Origin of the sequence: Mycobacterium sp. Aquia_216 (assembly GCF_026723865.1) — a bacterium.
GTDB lineage: Bacteria > Actinomycetota > Actinomycetes > Mycobacteriales > Mycobacteriaceae > Mycobacterium.
The window spans coordinates 2,794,237-2,812,415 of the sequence record NZ_CP113529.1 but is presented as its reverse complement, the minus strand read 5'-3'; the positions used below and the strand labels follow the sequence as shown (position 1 = coordinate 2,812,415).

Genomic DNA, 18,179 nt, shown 5'->3' with positions numbered 1-18,179 from the left:
CAGGCACGGGATGCGAGTTATTCATTTCTGACCCGTAACGTTGGGTGACGTGCCGGGCCCCGCTACCGCCAAAACCACCAGCACGCTGCGCAGTCTCTCGCGCGCGCTGGGTGTGAGCGTGCGCGCACTGTCCCGGCCGCGCGCCATCGCGGCAGTGGTCGGTATCACAGCCCTGGTCGCGGTGGCGCTATGGGTTCCGCTGCCCAGCGCGGTGCAGCTGCGCGACTGGGCCCAGTCGTTGGGACCGTGGTTTCCGCTGGCATTTCTGATCGCGCACATCGTCGTTACGGTGGTGCCGGTCCCCCGCACGGCCTTCACCCTGGCCGCGGGGCTGCTGTTCGGCCCCGCCCTGGGCGTGCTGATCGCGGTGATCGCCAGCACGGCCAGCGCGGTGCTGGCGCTGGTGTTGGTCCGCGCCGCAGGGTGGCGGCTCGACCGGCTGGTTCGCTACCGGGCGATCCAGCGAGCCGACCAGCGCCTGCGCGAACGGGGCTGGGTGTCGGTCTTGTCGCTGCGGTTGATTCCGGTCTTACCGTTTTCCGTGGTCAACTACGCCGCCGCCGCATCCGCCGTGGGCATCCTGCCCTATACGCTTGCCACGCTCGCCGGCCTGATGCCCGGCACCGCCGCGATCGTTTTCCTCGGCGACGCGCTGGCCGGCCACCCCAGCCCGCTGTTGTACCTGGTGTCGCTGATCACCAGCGCGCTGGGGCTCACGGGGCTGTTCCTCGAAGTCCGTCATTACCGCCGGCACCACCACATGCAGCATCCCGACGACCACGCCTCCGAACCAGTCATCATCAGCTAACTGAGCCGTCCTGTTGAGTGCGCCGCCGGTTGCCTGAAAGATCTAGTCAATGGAGCGGGTGTACGCGCAGCAGCTTGCGAGTCTTGACTTGCAGCCGTCGCGGGTCGGTCTCCTGATGCTCCTGCTCGGTGCCCTCGCGTCGGTGGCCGTCGCGCTGCTGTCCTTCCTGCTCGGTCGCATCAAGCTGTATCGCGCGCCCAACGGCGGCGTCCTTGCCGCATCGACGGTCCCCTACCCGACGGCGCCGCGGGAACGGACACATGCGTCATGGCTGACGATCGGCGCGGCGGTCGCCGCCGCCGTGTGTATGACGGCCATCTGGCTGTCGCCCGCGAATGTCGAGCGCGCCCAAGAGCCCTCGCCGTCCGACCTGACGCCGATGGCGTTACCGGCATCCGCGGCCGCGGGCCCGGGTGCGGGCATCTACGTCGAATACGCCGACGGTTCCGGCGGGATGGGTTGTACGGCTGGGTTTTTGGTACGCACCAACGCGGGCGAGGCCGGTGTTCTCACCGCCGGTCACTGCAATCGGCCTCGCACACCGAGCAAGGTCGTAATGAACCTTGGCGGGGTCCTCCCCTACGCAAAGCTGGGCACATTCGTCCGGACCGTCAGCGAAGGGGTCCACGGCGAGCAACACGACATCGGCCTGATCGTCCTCGACGGCGACAATGTCCCCCAGAATCCGGCCGTCGCCGCCACGCTGCCGATCACGGGCGTCACCACCGACGTATTGGTCGGACAGCAGCTGTGCAAATTCGGCATGAGCAGCGGTGAGGCCGAATGCGGAGAGGTCTTCGATGTCACCGACAGCAAGGTCTCGTTCTCGGCCGGAGGCCAATGCGGCGATTCCGGCGGTCCGGTCTATCTCATCGGAAGCGACGGCAGCGCCACCGCGGTCGGCATCGACATCCGGGGCAGCAATCCCGCCAATCCCAACGCGGGCTGCCTGGCCCCGGCCAAATTCTCGGTTGCCGAGCTCGTGCAGCCTTGGCTGGACCAATGGCGGCTGACCGCCGTGACCGCGCAACCACCCGGACCGCGCTGACGACCGGCCTCACTGCCGTCCTACTGATCGGCGGGCGTGGGAGCCACATGACCTCCGACGACGCCCACCCGGCGGCCGCTAGTTCTGGTCCGGTGCCTTCGCCGTCATCGCGGCGAATAAGGCCAAAAACACCGCGGCGGGAAGACCGTTGACGACCTTGTCGCGCACCCGGATGTGCGCGCCCACCGCCAAGACGAAATAGAGCGTCAGCATCGCCGTCGTCAGCCTCGCCAGGGCGGGGAACCGGGTGACCGACAGCAGGCCGACCGCGGCCGCGGCCTTCACCACCGGCAGCACGGGTCGAATGTTCTCCGGAACTCCGAGATCGTCCAGGGTCTTCTTGATAGGAGCCACCTGGACGCCGCACGCGACCGCGTCGACGGCGTGGAAGGCGGCGAGCGCCACATAAGTCTTCGGCGAAGTCAAAACACTCATCTGGCAATCCTATTGGGTCAATTCCGGCGGCGCCCCTGGCCGGCCGTCGACCGGCTGGCGGGCTACCGCCTCCGCCTTCGCCACCGCCTGGGCGATCGTCGGGTCGGGTTCGGTGGAGAACCAATCCGCGACGTCTGCGTCGTCCGCGTGCTTGGGCACGTCCTCGACGGGAGACGGCTCGAACCGGAACACCCCGTCGTCGCCGGGCGTGCCCAGCAGTTTGGTGAAGCCCTGCAGCGCCGCGCCGAAGTCGCTGGGTACCACCCACACCTTGTTGGCATCGCCACGCGCCATCTGCGGCAGCGTCTGCAGGTATTGGTAGGCCAGCATCTCCGGGGTGGGGCGGCCGGCCTTGATCGCGGCGAACGTCTTCTCGATGGCCTTGGCCTCACCCTGCGCCCGCAGGTAGGCCGCGGCGCGTTCACCCTGCGCGCGCAGCACCCGGGACTGCCGGTCGGCCTCGGCGCTCAGGATCGCGGCCTGCTTGGCGCCCTCGGCCGCCAGGATCTGCGCGGTCTTCTGTCCCTCCGCCTGCATGATTGCCGCTTGCCGGTTCCCTTCGGCGGTCAGGATCATCGCCCGCTTCTCCCGGTCGGCCTTCATCTGCTTTTCCATCGAGGCCTGAATCGACGGCGGCGGGTCGATGCTGCGCAGCTCCACCCGGGCCACCCGCAGGCCCCAGCGCCCGGTCGCCTCGTCGAGCACGCCACGCAATTGGCCGTTGATCATGTCGCGCGAGGTCAGCGTCTGTTCGAGCGTCATGCCGCCGACGACGTTGCGCAGCGTGGTCGTGGTCAGCTGCTCGACGCCGACGATGTAGTTGCTGATCTCGTACACGGCCGCCTGCGGAACGGTGACCTGGAAGTAGACCACCGTGTCGATGTTCAGCGTCAGGTTGTCCTCGGTGATCACCGGCTGCGGCGGAAACGACACCACGCGCTCGCGCAAGTCGACCCGCGCCCGGACGCGATCGATGAACGGCACCAACAACGTCAGCTGCCCGCTGACCGTGCGACTGTACCGACCCAGCCGCTCGATCACCGCGGCCTCGGCCTGCGGGATCAACGCAACGGACTTGGCCACCACGATGATCGCGAAGATGACGAGGATGGCCAGCAACACCACACCAGCAACTGCACCTTCCACCGGACTTCCTTTCTCTCGCAGCGTTTTCGCAGCGTCTGTGCCGACGGGCTACTGTTTCAAGACCACCGCCGTGGCGCCGTCGATGTGCACGACGATGACCGATTCGCCCGGTTCGTAGATGTCGCCGTCGTTGAGCGGGCGCGCTGTCCACACCTGGCCGTCCAGCTTCACCTGGCCCGCGTCGTGGGCGACCCGATCGAGCACCAGCGCGCGTTTGCCTTCGAGCGCCTTTATGCCCGTCGGCAGCGACTTCGGGGTCAGCCGCTGCCGCAGAGCCGGCCGGACCAACACGACCAGCAGGACCGAAACAACCAGGAACACCGCCCCGTCGGCAAGGATCGGCCAATCCGTGAGCCATGCGGTGGCCGAGGCGGCCAGCGCTCCGCCCCCCAGCATCAACAGGAACATATCGCCCGTCAGCGCCTCGGCACCGGCAAGAGCCAGCGCGAAGATTAGCCAGCTCAGCGCAATCGCCATGCCGTCAGAATACGCGTGATCCGCCTTTGCCGGACTGAACAACTACACTGCGAGATCATGTGGTGTCCCAGTGTCTCGCTGTCCGTGTGGGCTAACGCCTGGCTCGCGGGCAAGGCCGCGCCCGACGACGTGTTGGACGCGTTATCTCTTTGGGCGCCAAAGCAATCGGTTACCGCGTATGATGCGGTCGCGGCCGGCCATACCGGACTGCCGTGGCCCGACGTGCACGACGCCGGGACGGTCTCGTTGTTGCAGACGTTGCGTGCCGCTGTTGGCCGGCTGACGCTGCCGGTTTCCACCGCAGCCCCCGGACCGTTGCGCGGGACGATCAACGTGGTGTTGCCGGTTCCCGGCGACGTCCGCGGCCTGGCCCCCGGGACACAATTCGAACGCGACGCGCTGGCCGCCGGTGAGGCGCTAATCGTCACCAACCCCGAGGATTCCACCGCCGCTGTCGGGCTGGTGCCCGAGTTCTCCTACGCCGATCTCGAGGAGGCCGGCGACGACCTGGGCGCACCGGAATTGTGCGCATTGGCCTGGACGGTGTATTCACTGCCCGGCGCACCGATGTTCGATCACCACGAGCTGGGCGACGCCGAATACGCGCTGCGCTCGGCCGTGCGTTCGGCCGCCGACGCGCTCGGCGCCATCGGGCTGGGCTCGTCCAGCGACATCGACGATCCGCGGGGACTTGTCGAGCAGTTACTGGAATCCGCACGGCAACACCGGGTTCCCGACCATGCACCATCGCGTGCATTGCGGGTGCTGGAGAACGCAGCGCACGTCGACGCGATCATCGCGGTCAGCGCCGGGCTCAGTCCGGCCTCCGATCCTTCCGCGCACGGGGGCGGTGCCCCCACCGCGGATCGCTTCGCGGCCCGCGTCGTGTCGGGGCTGGAACCAATCGGCACCCAATCATCGTCAGAGGCGCAGATAGCCGGCAACGCGCTGCGACCGCTCAACGCGGTGGTACGTTCGGCGCGAATGGCCGCGGTTGACGCGATCCTGCACTCGGCCTGGGCCGACTAACCGTCTTCTCGCGCAACGCAATGCGGCGGACAGCATGCCGTGCCGTTGACGCTGGCAAGGCAGCCCGGCACCGGATCGGTACCACTGGTGCGGACCGGCCCGCGAGCGTAGCGGAGTTCGTCGATCAAATCCGCGGCCAGCCTCGCGAATCGCGGATCCGCGTTCGGCGTGGTAGCTCGGGCGAACGCCACTCCCGCGGCGTGTGCTTGTGATCGCAATTCTTCGTCGAGATCCCACACCACCTCGATATGGTCGGCGACGAATCCGACGGGGCAGACAATGACGGCCTTCGTGCCCGCGGCGGCCAGCGTCGTGAGATGGTCGGCGACATCGGGTTCCAACCACGGCACCTGCGGCGGACCCGAGCGGGACTGCCAGACCAGGTCGTAATCGCGGTATCCGGCGGCCGCCGCCACCAGCCTTGCGGCGTAAGCGACTTGGCGGCTGTAGAGCTGCGGGCCGCATCGCTGGTCGGCGGCCACCGGAATCGAATGCGCGGTAAACACCAGACGAGCGTCCCCGCGCAGTTCGGCCGGCAACGCCTCGGCGGCCGCCGAGATGGCATCGGCGAACATCTCCACGAAAAGCGGATGGTCGAAATAGGTTCGCAGCTTGACTAATTCGGGCGCATCGGACCCTGCTGCCCGGCGGGCGCGGGCGATGTCTTCGACATACTGGGTACAGCTCGAATAACCGCTCCAGGCCGACGTGGTGAACACCGCAGCGCGACGGATACCGTCGTCGCGCATAGTCGTAACCGCTTCTTCGACATACGGATCCCAGTTCCGATTCCCGAAATACACCGGCAGATCCAGACCACGGTCGCCGAACTCGGCTTCCAGCTGCGCGATCAGCGCGCGGTTGATGCCGTTGATCGGCGAGACGCCGCCGAAATGCAGGTAGTGCCCCGCGACATCGTCCAGCCGTTCCGGCGGCACATTGCGGCCTCGGGTGACGTTCTCCAGGAACGGCCGTACCTGCTCAGGACCCTCCGGTCCACCGAAGGACAGCAACAGGACGGCATCGAAATCCATTGCTGCCTATAGCAATTGGGTGCTGGCGCCGCCGTCGGCGTAGATGATGGTGCCGGTGGTCGCGGGCAGCCACTCCGAGAGCAGCGCGCACACCGTCTTGGCGACCGGGGTGGGGTCCTTCATGTTCCAGCCGATCGGAGCACGCTGGTCCCAGCCCTCCTCGAGCAGCTGCATCTGGGCGCCGGCTTCCTCGCCGAGCGCGCCACCGACGATCGCGCTCATCGCGAGCGTCCGGATCGGCCCAGCGGCAACGAGATTCGAACGCACACCAGACTTACCGGCCTCGCGCGCCACGAAACGGTTGACCGACTCCAGCGCGCTCTTGGCGACCGTCATCCAGTTGTATGCCGGCATGGCACGGGTCGGGTCGAAATCCATGCCGACGATGGAGCCACCGGAATTCATAATCGGCAGTACCGCTTTGGCCAGCGAAGCGTACGAGTACGCCGAAATGTGGATGCCTTTGGCCACATCTTCGTACGGCGCGTCGAAGAACGGGTTGATGCCCATCCCCGTCTGGGGCATGAACCCGATCGAGTGCACGACGCCGTCGAGTTTGTTGCCCTCGCCGATCTCGGCGCTGATCCGGTCCGCCAGCGAGTTCAGGTGTTCCTCGTTCTGCACGTCGAGTTCGATCAGCGGGGCCTTCTCCGGCAGCCGATCGGCGATGCGCTGGATCAGCCGCAACCGGTCGAATCCGGTCAGCACCAACTGCGCCCCGGCCTCCTGTGCCACCTTCGCGATGTGAAACGCGATCGAGGAATCGGTGATGATCCCGGTGACCAGGATCCGTTTGCCTTCGAGCAGTCCTGCCATGTCCGTCCTAATCTTGTGGTTTCGGCTGGTCTAGTTAATGGCCCATACCCATGCCGCCGTCGACCGGGATGACCGCACCGGCGATATAGCTGGCGTCCTCGGACGCCAGGAAGCTCACCGCACCGGCCACCTCTTCGGCCGTACCGACCCGCTTGGCCGGAATGAATTCCAGGGCACCCTCCTGGATCCGCTCATCCAGCGCGCGGGTCATCTCGGTGTCGATATAGCCGGGGGCGACGACGTTCGCGGTGACGCCGGCCTTGGACAGCTCCCGGGAGATCGAGCGGGCCATGCCGACCAGCCCGGCCTTGGCGGCCGCATAGTTGGCCTGGTTGCCGATACCCCAGCTGCCGGAGACCGAGCCGATGAAGATGATCCGGCCGAACCGCTTGCGCTGCATGCTGCGCGACGCCCGCTGAGCCACCCGGAACGCCCCGGTGAGGTTGGCGTTGATGACCTTCTCGAACCGCTCCTCGGTCATCCGGATGAGGAACGCATCCGCGGAAATGCCGGCATTGGACACCAGCACCTCGACGGGACCCTGGTGCTCCTCGACCTCCTTGAAGGCGCGATCGACGGCCTCGTTGTCGGTGACATCGCACACGACGCCGAACAGCCCCTCGGGCGCCCCGGATCCGCGGTGCGTGACGGCCACCTTGTGGCCGTCGGCGGCCAGCCGCTGCGCGATCGCCAGCCCGATCCCCCGATTTCCGCCGGTGACCAGCACTGAACGGGATACGAATGCGGGTTTGCCGCTGTGGGCGGCGAGCTCGGTGGCTGCGTCAGTCACCCGGCCAACTTATCGTCTCGCTGCCGCGGGACTGCAATCTGCCCCTTCTTGCGCCGCGCGCGTAACGCCAAGGTGAAAAAACTGGACTCAAAGTGGTCGTGACGTTACCCCCGCGCCGGGGTGTCGGTGGTTGTCGGCACACTTCGGCCATGGCGGAGCCATTTCTAGGCAGTGCTGCCCTGGCCGCGGGCGAATTGACCCGGTACCACCTGCGCAGTCGGTATGTCGCGGTGCATCGGGACGTGTACATCGCAAGAGGCACGGAGTTGAGCCCGATGTTGCGGGCAAAAGCATGTTGGCTTCGATCCCGTCGGCGCGGCATCCTGGCCGGCTTCTCTGCATCCGCTTTGCATGGCGCAAAGTGGATCGATCCGGCGTTACCGTCCGCGATCATCGACACAAATCGCCGCCCGGCAGCCGGCGTGCAGGTGTGGGAAGAGCACATCGAGGCCGACGAAATCGTCATCGTCGACGGTATGCGCGTTACTACGCCTGCGCGGACGGCCCTCGACCTGGCACGTCACTATCCCAAAGGCGTCGCAGTGGCGGCGGTCGATGCACTCGCGCGGGCAACTGAGTTGAAGCCGGCCGACGTTGATTTGCTGATCGACCGTTACCGGGGCCGCCGTGGCATGAAAGGCGCTCGAGCCGCGCTCGAACTCGTCGACGGCGGTGCGCAATCGCCCAAGGAAACCTGGCTGCGCCTGCTATTGATCCGCGCCGGGTTACCGCGTCCGCAGACTCAGATCGCAGTCCGCAACGAATGGGGTTGGGCCGAAGCGTATTTGGATATGGGTTGGGAAGACATCAAGGTGGCCGTCGAGTATGACGGCGATCATCATCTGTCCAGCCGTACGCAATACGTCAAGGACATCCGACGCCTGGAAACGTTGGAGCGTATGGGGTGGATCGTGGTCCGGGTCGTCACCGAGGACCACCCCGCGGACATCGTCCACCGAGTGCGGGAAGCGCGAGCGCGCCGGGCCGCAGGCTTCCCGGGTTCGCGAGCGTAACGCCGGCGCGAAAAATCCGGCCCGAAATGGCCGTGCCGTTACGCTCGCGACGAACGGCGTGCACGCTCGCGGCGAAGGCGAAGGCGAAGGCGAAGGCGAAGGCGAAGGCGAACGGCGTTCCGGTTCGCGGGAAAAGGGCGGTCAGGTCGGCAAGCGCCGGTTGATCAGCAGCGCCGCCAGCGCTGCCAGCGCCAAAACCAGCGCACCGAGCCGCAGCCAGCCCACGCTGGCGTCGCCCTTGATCGTCTCGTAGCCGATCTGCTGCTGCAGCGACGCGTAGACCGCCTTGAGCTCCTGCAGGGTCGCCGCGTTGTAGAAACTCCCGCCCGAGAGCTGCGCGACCTTCCTCATCGTCTCGTCGTCGACCGGCACCGGCTGGCGCTGGTCGTTGATCTCGACGAAGCCGTACGGGGTGCCGAACGAGATGGTCGAGATCGGCACGCCCTGGTCTTTGGCGGTGCGCGCGGCGGTATAGGCGCCCTTGGGATTGTCCGGATTGGTCGGCATCGTCTCCTTGCCGTCGGAGAACAACACGATGCGCGCCGGGGGTGGCTTGTCGCCGCCGCCGATGACGGCGCCGACCGTGGCGATGGCCTGCAGCGCGGTGAAGATCCCCTCCCCGGTCGCGGTGCGGTCGGCGAACTGCAGCTTGTCCAGGGCGATTTTGGTCGCGTCACGATTGGTGGTCGGCGACACCAGCACCGTCGCGGTTCCCGCATAGGCGATCAGCCCCAGGTTGATGCCCGGAGTGAGCTCCTCGGCGAACTGCTTTGCCGCTTCCTGCGCGGCGGCCATCCGGTTGGGTTCGACGTCGGTGGCACGCATCGACTGCGAGACGTCGATCACCAACATCACCACCGCGCGGTTGCGGGGAATCCGGACGTCGTTGGTCGGACCCGCCATCGCGACGGTGAGCAGCACCAGCGAAGCCACCAGCAGGATCGCCGGCAGATGCCGCCATTTGGCGGGCCGCTTGGGGGCCACGCTTTCCAGCAGCTCCATGTTGGCGAACCGCAGCATGCGCCGCTGGCGGGCCAACTGCATCAGCACGTACAGCACGGCCAAGCCGACAACGACGAGGAGGAACAGAAAGAACCACGCGTGAGCGAACCCGGAAAGCGACATCGCGCCGAGCAAAGGCATTGTCATAACAGACCCGTCTTGCCGTGCATGACCGCCTTGCGAAAAGCGCGAGTCACTGGCGCCCCGCCATAGCCCCGCGCCGGCGGGACTCCACGAATCGGACGATGTCGGCGATCCAGTCGCGGTCGGTGCGCAGCGTCAAAACCGGTGCGCCACAACCGCGAATCGTTCGGGCCACATCGGCGCGATGCGCCGCGGCCGCCTTGGCGAAGTCGTCTCGCAGTTGCGCATCGACGGTGAACTCGCGCGTCACGCCGGTTTCGGCGTCCTGCAGCACGACGTCGCCCACGTCGGGCAGTTCGACGTCGCGCGGATCGAGCACCTCGATGGCCAGCAACTCGTGGCGGGCCGCGATCGCGCGCAGCGGGCGCATCCAGTTGATCGGCCCGAGGAAGTCACTGATGATCACGGCCATCCCCCGGCGGCGCTCCGGCCGGCGCAGGGCGTCGATCGCAAGCGCCAGGTCGCCGCGCACCCCGACCGGCGCCTTGGGCATGGTCGCGATCGTGCGCAGCAGCGTCTGCTCGTGTTGGCGCCCGGACCGCGCCGGAATCCGAACCGTCGTCGCCCCGTTGGTAACCAGCGCGCCGAGCCGATTGCCGCCACCGCTGTTGAGGAAGGTGATCGCGGCCGCTGCGGCCACCGCCAGGTCGCGCTTTTCGCAGACCGTGGTGCCGAAGTCGAGGCTGGCCGACATGTCGACGACCATCCAGGTCTCCAGCTCGCGGTCGGCGATCATCTGCCGAACATGCGGATGAGTCGTGCGCGCGGTGACCGCCCAGTCCATCCGCCGGACGTCGTCGCCGGGCTGATACTCGCGCGACTCCCCCGGCTCCGAACCCGGCCCGGGGATCAAGCCGAGATGGTCGCCGTGCAGGACGCCGTCGAGCTTGCGCCGGACGGTGAGCTCGAGCGTGCGCAGCGCCGCCGACAATTTCGGGTCATCGATCTGCCCGCGCTGAAACGACGGCGGATGTAGAGCCGCGGGCTTCGCGGCGGATTTCGGATCGGTCACCGATTGCTAGCCGCGCCCGCAGCCTGCATCACCGGCGGTACCGAATGCCCTTGCTGCGGAACGGCATTCACTTGGGGAAGGGAAACGGTCTGCAGGACCCTGTTGATGACGATCTCGGGCGAGATCTCGTCGGCCAGCGCGTCGTAGGTCAGCACCAACCGGTGGCGCAGCACGTCGGGGATGACCTCGACGACGTCCTGCGGGATCACGTAGTCGCGACCGCGGACCAGGGCCAGCGAACGCGAGGCGGCGATGATGCCCAACGACGCACGCGGGGAGGCGCCGAACGAGATCCAGGTCTTCACGTCGTTCATGCCGAGCTGTTCGGGATGACGGGTGGCGGTGACGACGCGCACCACATAGTCGACCAGCGCGTGGTGCACGAAGTTGTTGGCGGCGAGGTCCTGCAGCCGCAGCAGGTCACCGGTGTCCAGGATCTGCTTGGGCTGCGGTGGTTTGACGCCCATCCGGTAGATGATTTCGCGCTCTTCCTCGGGCGAGGGGTAACCGACGTTGATCTTGAACAGGAAGCGGTCGCGCTGCGCCTCGGGCAGCTGATACACACCCTCGTGCTCGATCGGGTTCTGCGTCGCCATCACCAGGAACGGGTTGGGCAGCGGGAATCGCTTGCCACCGATCGACACCTGACGTTCCGCCATGACTTCGAGCAACGCCGACTGCACCTTGGCGGGCGCACGGTTGATCTCGTCGGCGAGCAGGAAGTTGACCACGACCGGGCCGAGCTCGGTGTCGAACTCTTCCTTGCCCTGCCGGTAGATGCGGGTACCGATGATGTCGGTGGGCACCAGGTCGGGCGTGAACTGGATACGCGCGAACGTACCGCCGACCACCTTCGCGAACGTTTCGACGGCCAGCGTCTTGGCGACGCCGGGGACACCCTCGAGCAGCACGTGCCCCTTGGACAGCAGGCCGACCAACATCCGCTCCACGAGCTGGTCCTGGCCGACGATGATCCGCTTGACCTCGAAGATGGCCCGTTCCAGGGTGTGTACCTCGGCAGCCAATCCGTCGGCACCCCCGGATGGCGCCGCATGGGCTCCGGGACCAGCCTGCCCGCCCGGGGCCGAGTAACCACTGGCGCCCGGGGGCGGCCCACCTGCTGCTGTCATGTACATCCTCTTCTCGGCTTAACCGACACAGCTCAATCGGACACTACTGCCATCACGACGAATGCCGTGGGGCAGCGACGTGCCCTCGTCCAACTATTCCAGGCCCCTGGGATTCCGTCGACGCCGCGCTTGGCTGACGAACAAATCCAAACCCGCCAGGTCCTGGAGGCGACCCCGACGACACACCGGGATCAGTACTCGATGATCCTAGTCAGGAACGGCGTCATGCCGGGCTTGCGCACGGGGCTCACGGTCACTTTGCCCGCGCTTCCGGAGGCCTCCAGCATCTGGCCGTTGCCCAGATACATGGTCACGTGCTGGCCGCCGTTCGGACCGTAAAAGATCAGGTCGCCGCGCCTGGCCTCGCCGGGAGGAATGTGGCGGCCGGCGTTGTACTGGTCACCGGAGAATCGCGGGATCAGCACGCCGACACCGGCGAACCCGTACCGCATGAGGCCCGAGCAGTCGAAGCCGGTGATGTTGGCGCCGTCGTCGATGCCCTTGCTCGGACCCTGCAGCGAACCGCCGCCCCACGAATACGGCACGCCCATCTGGGAGCCCATCCGGCGGATCACGTACTCGATGGCCTGCCGGCCGTTCGCCCGCGGAATCTTGGCGCCCGGATTACTGGGCGTGGCAGCGGCGGCGGGCGCATCGCCGCCGAGGTTGATCCCGAGCCCGCTCAGAAATTGCTTGCCCAGGTCCATCGTGGTCTGGGTGGCCTGGGCGGTGGCCTGCAGCGAGGCGTTGGCCATGGCCAGCGGGTCGCCGGGAGCGCCGGCACTGATGGTCGCGGGCAGCGTCGGATCCCAGGCGCCGGGGTCGGCCCTGGCCAGCGGAGCCGGTGCGGCGACAGACAACATCAGCCCGGTCACCATGGCGGTGACCCAGGCCAGGTTGATCAAGCGAAAACGCTTCTGCCGCATAGCTCCTCGTTAGTAGTCGATGTAGCGGATCACATAGGGCGTCATGCCGCTGGTGCGCACGGGCGCAACGCGCACCTTCAAACCGATGTCGGGGGCCTCGAGCATCTGGCCTTGGCCGAGATAGATCGTCACGTGCTGGCTACCACCGGGCCCGTAGAAGATGACGTCGCCGCGGCGCATCTGAGCGGACGGGATCTTGCGGCCCAGGCCGTACTGCGAACCCGAGTAGTGCGGCAGCTTGATGCCCACCCCGGCGAACGAGTACAAGACCAGCCCCGAACAGTCGAAGCCGGTGATCCCGGCGCCGGAGTCGATTCCTTTACTGGGGCCGGCCGCGTTGCCACCGCCCCAGGAGTAGGGCACGCCGATCTGCGACATGCCGCGACGGATTACGTATTCGGAGGCCTGCCGACCGTAGACCCGTGGAATGCGTCCCCCGACTCCACCCGGTGTGGCGTTGGTGATCCCGGTGTCGTCGGGCTTGAGGATGCCGATCGACTGCAGGAAGCCCTTCCCCATTTGCGCGGTGACCTGCGTCGAGGTGGCCGAGATCCCCAGCACCTGGTTGATCACCGCGACCGGGTCGCCCGGCACGTTGGCGCTGGGCACCGCGGGCAGCGTGGGATCCCAACCGTCCCAATGCCTGCCCCCGGACGGGGGTGTCCCGGCCGGTGCTCCCGGATCCCACCGGTCGCCCGACGTGGGCGCACCGGGCCCGTCCGCACCGGTGGACCAATACGCGGACGCGAGTTGGGCCTGCTGAAGTTTCGCCTGGGCCTCGTCACGCTCGGCAGCCAGGCGAGTGATCTGCTCACGCTGATCGTCGAACTTGTGCTTCGACTCGGTCAGCGCGGCGACCGCGGCATCCTGGCTGGATTTCGCGTCGGCAGCGGCCTTTTCAGCTTTCTGCTTGGCCAGCCGCGCGGCGGATTCCTTGTTGACCTGTTCGGTCCGGGCCCGCTGCAGGTTGGCCATCACCGTCTGGGAACTCGTCGCCAGGGTCCTCGAGGCGCTCTCGGTGGCGATGATGTCCTCGGGACTGCTCGCGGTCAGGTAGCTGCCCGACGGACCGTTCATATAGGTGGCTGCCGCGAAAGTGTCGAAACGACGTTGGGCCGCAGCGATTGCCGCGTTGGCATCCTTGACCGATTGCTGGCTGACCTCCACGTCGTGCTCGGCCGCGGTCACGTTGTCCCGTGCGGTCTCGACATCGACGAGGGCCTTGTTGACGGCCTCTTGCTCCGACTGGATTTCTGCGCTCAGGTCTTCCAGGCGCTGGTTGGCCTTGGCGACGTTGGCGATCAGCGCGCCGAGAGTGTCGGCGTTCGGATCACCCTGCGCCAGACCCGGTGTGGTGACGAGCATCGCCACGCTCAGGACCGTCGGAATCAACGGACGGATTAACCTGGCGACCGGCCGCGCAGCAGAGCCCCGGCGTGTGCGTCTCATTCGACTTAGCTCCCCTTGGGCTTAACGCGGATGGCGGCGCCAACCCCAATTTTCTCTATAAGCGCCGAAGACAACACGAGCATCATTTGCACCGTACGTCACACCGCTCGCCGAAGAAATGCTCGTCACAAATCGCAACCCTCTACGTGCGTTTACTGTGACCGAACGGTGACCTACGCGATTTGCCGTGGACCGTCTCGAGGATTGTCCCTCCCGGGACACCCAGCGCCGGACGTGCGTGGTTAGAAGCCCTGAGTGGGCTCGTCCGATTGGGTTTCTTTGGTCTCCGCTGGGGTTGCTGGCCGCCTGCTGCGCAGCTGCGCGAACCGGGTGCCGACGGCCGCGGCGAACACGCCGACAAGCAAGAAAATCGTCAGCCCGGTCCAGGGAAACTCGGGGGTTTCCAACTCGTGCAGAAAGTGCTGCGCCGAGACCACCGGGTTGCCGGTTTTGGCGATGTCTTCGCCGGCCTCGAGCGTGACGCGCGGAAACTGCGTGCTGTAGGTGCCGACGTAATTCGGGCTGAGCGTCAGGACGGTGGCGTCGTGATAGTCCGCACCCACCACGGTGGAGATATCGCGCAATGGAGTGTCGTTCGGCGGATTGTGGTCGAGCAACACGATTTTGAGATTGATGCCCGCCCCGTGGGCCTGGTTGACCACGTCGAGTAGGCCCGGCACCGCGTCCGGTGGCGCGCTGACCCCGGACGCGGCAACCTGCGCCTTGACCGCCGCCATGTCGACGTCCTGCGGGATGTAGGCGGGCAGGAACGGGGGCAAGAAGGAAGGGGTCTGGACAAAAGCGTCGTGCCCGGTCATGGTGCCCTCCTGCCCTCGAAACAGCCCAGCGCTACAGGCACCGTACGCGAACAGTCGGCAAAAGGGGTTTCAACCCGGCCCCGACCCGACAACACTGAAATTGGAGTGCTGCTTTATACAGGACAAGCGTACTGTTAAAGTTGGCACGATCGTTTGGACGAACCACCGACACAGCCCCGTCGGCGGAAGAACTTAATCCCAGGGAGTTGATGTGACTAGCCAAGAATCTGTGAACTCGTTCGGAGCCCGCGACACCCTGACGGTCGGCGAGCAGAGTTACCAGATCTATCGTCTCGACGCCGTTCCCAATACCGAGAAGCTTCCGTACAGCCTCAAGGTTCTTGCCGAGAACCTGCTGCGCAACGAAGACGGCGCCAACATCACCAAGGACCACATCGAGGCGATCGCGAACTGGGATCCGAAGGCGGAACCCAGCATTGAGATTCAGTACACGCCCGCCCGGGTCGTGATGCAGGACTTCACCGGCGTTCCGTGCATCGTCGACCTGGCCACCATGCGCGAGGCGATCGGCGACCTGGGCGGCGACGCGGAGAAGGTCAACCCGCTGGCGCCGGCCGACCTGGTGATCGACCACTCGGTGATCGCCGACCTGTTCGGCACCGCCGACGCGTTCGAGCGCAACGTCGAGATCGAATACCAGCGCAACGGCGAGCGCTACCAGTTCCTGCGCTGGGGCCAAGGCGCGTTCGACGACTTCAAGGTGGTGCCTCCGGGCACCGGCATCGTGCATCAGGTCAACATCGAATACCTGGCCAGCGTGGTGATGGAGCGCAACGGCGTGGCCTACCCCGACACCTGTGTGGGCACCGACTCACATACGACGATGGTCAACGGGCTCGGCGTGCTGGGCTGGGGCGTCGGTGGTATCGAGGCCGAGGCCGCGATGCTCGGCCAGCCGGTATCGATGCTCATCCCCCGGGTCGTCGGTTTCAAGCTGACCGGCGAGATTCAGGCCGGCGTCACGGCCACCGACGTTGTGCTGACGGTCACCGAGATGCTGCGCAAGCACGGCGTAGTCGGCAAGTTCGTCGAGTTCTACGGCAAGGGCGTAGCCGAGGTGCCGTTGGCCAACCGCGCCACCCTGGGCAACATGAGCCCCGAATTCGGTTCCACCGCAGCGATTTTCCCGATCGACGAAGAGACCATCAAGTACCTGGAGTTCACCGGCCGCAAGCCCGAGCAGCTGGCGCTGGTCGAGGCCTACGCCAAGGAACAGGGCCTGTGGCACGAGCCCGAGCACGAGCCCGCATTTTCGGAATATCTGGAACTGGACCTGTCCGACGTGGTGCCCTCCATCGCGGGCCCGAAGCGGCCGCAGGACCGAATCGTGTTGTCCGAGGCCAAGTCCACGTTCCGCAAGACCATTCCCAGCTACGTCGGCGACGACCCCGACAAGAACGAGTACTCGAAGCTTGACGAGGAGCTCGACGAGACGTTCCCGGCCAGCGACCCGGGGCAGGTGGCCAACGGCCACGCCGACGACCGCGCTCCGGTGCAGTCGGCCGCCGCGTACTCGAAGGGCCGGGTGAGCAACCCGGTGTCGGTGAAGACGGAGGCGTACGGCGACTTCGTGCTCGACCACGGCGCGGTGGTGATCGCCGCGATCACGTCGTGCACCAACACCTCCAACCCCGAGGTGATGCTGGGCGCCGCGTTGCTGGCCCGCAACGCCGTCGAGAAAGGACTGGCATCCAAGCCGTGGGTGAAGACCACGATGGCGCCGGGCTCGCAGGTGGTCAACGATTACTACGACAAGGCCGGCCTCTGGCCGTATCTGGAGAAGCTCGGTTTCTATCTGGTCGGCTACGGCTGCACCACATGCATCGGCAACTCGGGCCCGCTGCCCGAGGAAATCTCAAAGGCGATCAACGACAACGATCTTTCGGTGGCGGCCGTGCTGTCCGGCAACCGGAACTTCGAGGGCCGGATCAACCCCGACGTCAAGATGAACTACCTGGCGTCGCCACCGCTGGTCGTCGCCTACGCGTTGGCCGGCAGCATGGATTTCGACTTTGAATCCCAGGCACTCGGCAAGGACAAAGAAGGCAACGACGTTTTCCTCAAAGACATCTGGCCGTCGCAGCAGGACGTTTCCGACACCATCGCCGCGGCGATCAGCCAGGAGATGTTCGTCAAGAACTACGGCGACGTCTTCAAAGGCGATGAGCGCTGGCGGAATCTACCGACCCCGAGCGGCAACACCTTTGAATGGGCCGAGGGCTCGACGTATGTGCGGAAGCCACCGTACTTCGAGGGGATGTCCGCCGAACCGGAGCCGGTCAAGGACATCAGTGGAGCGCGGGTGCTGGCACTGCTCGGCGATTCGGTGACCACCGACCACATCTCCCCCGCGAGCAGCATCAAGCCGGGCACACCGGCCGCCCAGTACCTCGACGAGCACGGTGTCGAGCGCGCGGACTACAACTCGTTCGGATCGCGCCGCGGCAATCACGAGGTCATGATTCGCGGCACGTTCGCCAACATCCGCTTGCGTAACCAGCTGCTCGACGACGTGTCCGGTGGCTACACCCGCGACTTCACCCAAGATGGCGGGCCACAGGCGTTCATCTACGACGCGGCGCAAAACTATGCGGCAGAAAACATTCCGCTGGTGGTGCTGGGCGGCAAGGAGTACGGCTCCGGTTCGTCGCGGGACTGGGCGGCCAAGGGCACGGCGCTGCTGGGCGTGCGGGCGGTGATCACCGAGTCGTTCGAGCGCATCCACCGCTCCAACCTGATCGGGATGGGTGTGATCCCGCTGCAATTCCCCGAAGGGGAGTCCGCGGACTCGCTGGGACTGGACGGCACCGAGACGTTCGACATCACCGGAATCGAGGCGCTCAACGACGGCAAGACGCCGAAGACGGTGCACGTCAAGGCCACCAAGGACTCCGGTGGTGACGCCGCCGGAAAGGTCACAGAGTTCGACGCGGTGGTGCGCATCGACACCCCCGGTGAAGCCGATTACTACCGCAACGGCGGCATTCTGCAGTACGTGCTGCGCAACATGCTCAAGTCCGGCTAGTGACGATCGCAAGCGCGGCCGTGGCGATCGCAAGCGCGGCGGAGCCGGGTGCAGCG

General features: G+C 66.3%; 16 protein-coding genes and 1 pseudogene. 5 read left to right on the top strand and 12 right to left on the bottom strand.

Translation table 11 applies throughout. The features are described 5' to 3' along the window. The first annotated feature begins 49 nt into the window (after positions 1-49). The gene (locus OK015_RS13225; protein WP_268132057.1) at positions 50-808 is read left to right on the top strand and encodes a TVP38/TMEM64 family protein; all 759 of its coding nucleotides are present in this window, start codon (positions 50-52) and stop codon (positions 806-808) included. Between the two features lie 49 nt (positions 809-857). Continuing rightward, positions 858-1,856 (top strand): S1 family peptidase, encoded by a 999-nt coding sequence (locus OK015_RS13220; RefSeq protein ID WP_268132055.1) that lies wholly within the window; start codon positions 858-860, stop codon positions 1,854-1,856. Positions 1,857-1,934: 78 nt separating this feature from the next. On the opposite strand, the gene OK015_RS13215 is transcribed toward OK015_RS13220, so the two are convergent. The 3 genes from OK015_RS13215 to OK015_RS13205 are packed head-to-tail and all read right to left on the bottom strand — an operon-like array spanning position 1,935 to position 3,914. Beyond that, positions 1,935-2,291, bottom strand: coding sequence for a DoxX family protein (locus OK015_RS13215; RefSeq protein WP_268132052.1), 357 nt, complete (start codon positions 2,289-2,291; stop codon positions 1,935-1,937). Between the two features lie 9 nt (positions 2,292-2,300). Then, positions 2,301-3,437 carry an SPFH domain-containing protein gene (locus OK015_RS13210; protein ID WP_268132050.1) on the bottom strand — a complete coding sequence of 379 codons (1,137 nt, stop codon included), beginning with the start codon at positions 3,435-3,437 and terminating at the stop codon, positions 2,301-2,303. Between the two features lie 48 nt (positions 3,438-3,485). Next, positions 3,486-3,914, bottom strand: coding sequence for an NfeD family protein (locus OK015_RS13205; RefSeq protein ID WP_268132048.1), 429 nt, complete (start codon positions 3,912-3,914; stop codon positions 3,486-3,488). A gap of 57 nt (positions 3,915-3,971) precedes the next feature. Between OK015_RS13205 and OK015_RS13200 the strand changes: the two genes are divergently transcribed. Continuing rightward, entirely contained in the window at positions 3,972-4,943 is a 972-nt protein-coding gene (locus tag OK015_RS13200; RefSeq protein WP_268132046.1) for a hypothetical protein, read from the top strand. On the opposite strand, the pseudogene OK015_RS13195 reads toward OK015_RS13200, so the two are convergent. The 3 genes and pseudogenes from OK015_RS13195 to fabG1 all read right to left on the bottom strand — a co-directional run bounded on the left by OK015_RS13195 (position 4,873) and on the right by fabG1 (position 7,583). After that, a pseudogene (locus OK015_RS13195) lies at positions 4,873-5,977 on the bottom strand (ferrochelatase). The gene OK015_RS13200 and the pseudogene OK015_RS13195 overlap by 71 nt on opposite strands. A 6-nt stretch (positions 5,978-5,983) precedes the next feature. Then, positions 5,984-6,793 (bottom strand): NADH-dependent enoyl-ACP reductase InhA, encoded by an 810-nt coding sequence (gene inhA, locus OK015_RS13190; protein ID WP_268132045.1) that lies wholly within the window; start codon positions 6,791-6,793, stop codon positions 5,984-5,986. A 34-nt stretch (positions 6,794-6,827) separates the two neighbouring features. Further along, positions 6,828-7,583 carry a 3-oxoacyl-ACP reductase FabG1 gene (fabG1, locus tag OK015_RS13185; RefSeq protein ID WP_268132043.1) on the bottom strand — a complete coding sequence of 252 codons (756 nt, stop codon included), beginning with the start codon at positions 7,581-7,583 and terminating at the stop codon, positions 6,828-6,830. Between the two features lie 149 nt (positions 7,584-7,732). Between fabG1 and OK015_RS13180 the strand changes: the two genes are divergently transcribed. Further along, positions 7,733-8,596, top strand: a complete 864-nt coding sequence (locus OK015_RS13180) for a hypothetical protein (protein WP_268132041.1) — start codon at positions 7,733-7,735, stop codon at positions 8,594-8,596. 141 nt (positions 8,597-8,737) lie between these two features. Here the strand turns inward: OK015_RS13180 and OK015_RS13175 are convergent, their stop codons facing one another. The 6 genes from OK015_RS13175 to OK015_RS13150 form a co-directional block, all read right to left on the bottom strand. Beyond that, on the bottom strand, positions 8,738-9,745 hold the full coding sequence (locus OK015_RS13175; protein ID WP_268132040.1) for a VWA domain-containing protein: 1,008 nt from the start codon (positions 9,743-9,745) through the stop codon (positions 8,738-8,740). A gap of 46 nt (positions 9,746-9,791) precedes the next feature. Continuing rightward, positions 9,792-10,754, bottom strand: coding sequence for a DUF58 domain-containing protein (locus OK015_RS13170; RefSeq protein WP_268132038.1), 963 nt, complete (start codon positions 10,752-10,754; stop codon positions 9,792-9,794). Beyond that, positions 10,751-11,884: a chaperone MoxR1 gene (moxR1, locus tag OK015_RS13165; protein ID WP_268132037.1), complete on the bottom strand. Its 1,134-nt coding sequence runs from the start codon at positions 11,882-11,884 to the stop codon at positions 10,751-10,753. The genes OK015_RS13170 and moxR1 overlap by 4 nt, the downstream gene beginning before the upstream one ends. 191 nt (positions 11,885-12,075) lie before the next feature. Further along, on the bottom strand, positions 12,076-12,810 hold the full coding sequence (gene ripB, locus OK015_RS13160; RefSeq protein ID WP_268132036.1) for an NlpC/P60 family peptidoglycan endopeptidase RipB: 735 nt from the start codon (positions 12,808-12,810) through the stop codon (positions 12,076-12,078). Between the two features lie 9 nt (positions 12,811-12,819). After that, positions 12,820-14,259 carry an NlpC/P60 family peptidoglycan endopeptidase RipA gene (gene ripA / locus OK015_RS13155; protein ID WP_268132034.1) on the bottom strand — a complete coding sequence of 480 codons (1,440 nt, stop codon included), beginning with the start codon at positions 14,257-14,259 and terminating at the stop codon, positions 12,820-12,822. Between the two features lie 242 nt (positions 14,260-14,501). Next, positions 14,502-15,077, bottom strand: coding sequence for an Rv1476 family membrane protein (locus OK015_RS13150; RefSeq protein ID WP_268132032.1), 576 nt, complete (start codon positions 15,075-15,077; stop codon positions 14,502-14,504). A 211-nt stretch (positions 15,078-15,288) separates the two neighbouring features. On the opposite strand from OK015_RS13150, the gene OK015_RS13145 reads away from it, so the two are divergent. Further along, positions 15,289-18,123 (top strand): aconitate hydratase, encoded by a 2,835-nt coding sequence (locus tag OK015_RS13145; RefSeq protein WP_268132029.1) that lies wholly within the window; start codon positions 15,289-15,291, stop codon positions 18,121-18,123. The last annotated feature ends 56 nt before the right edge of the window (positions 18,124-18,179 follow it).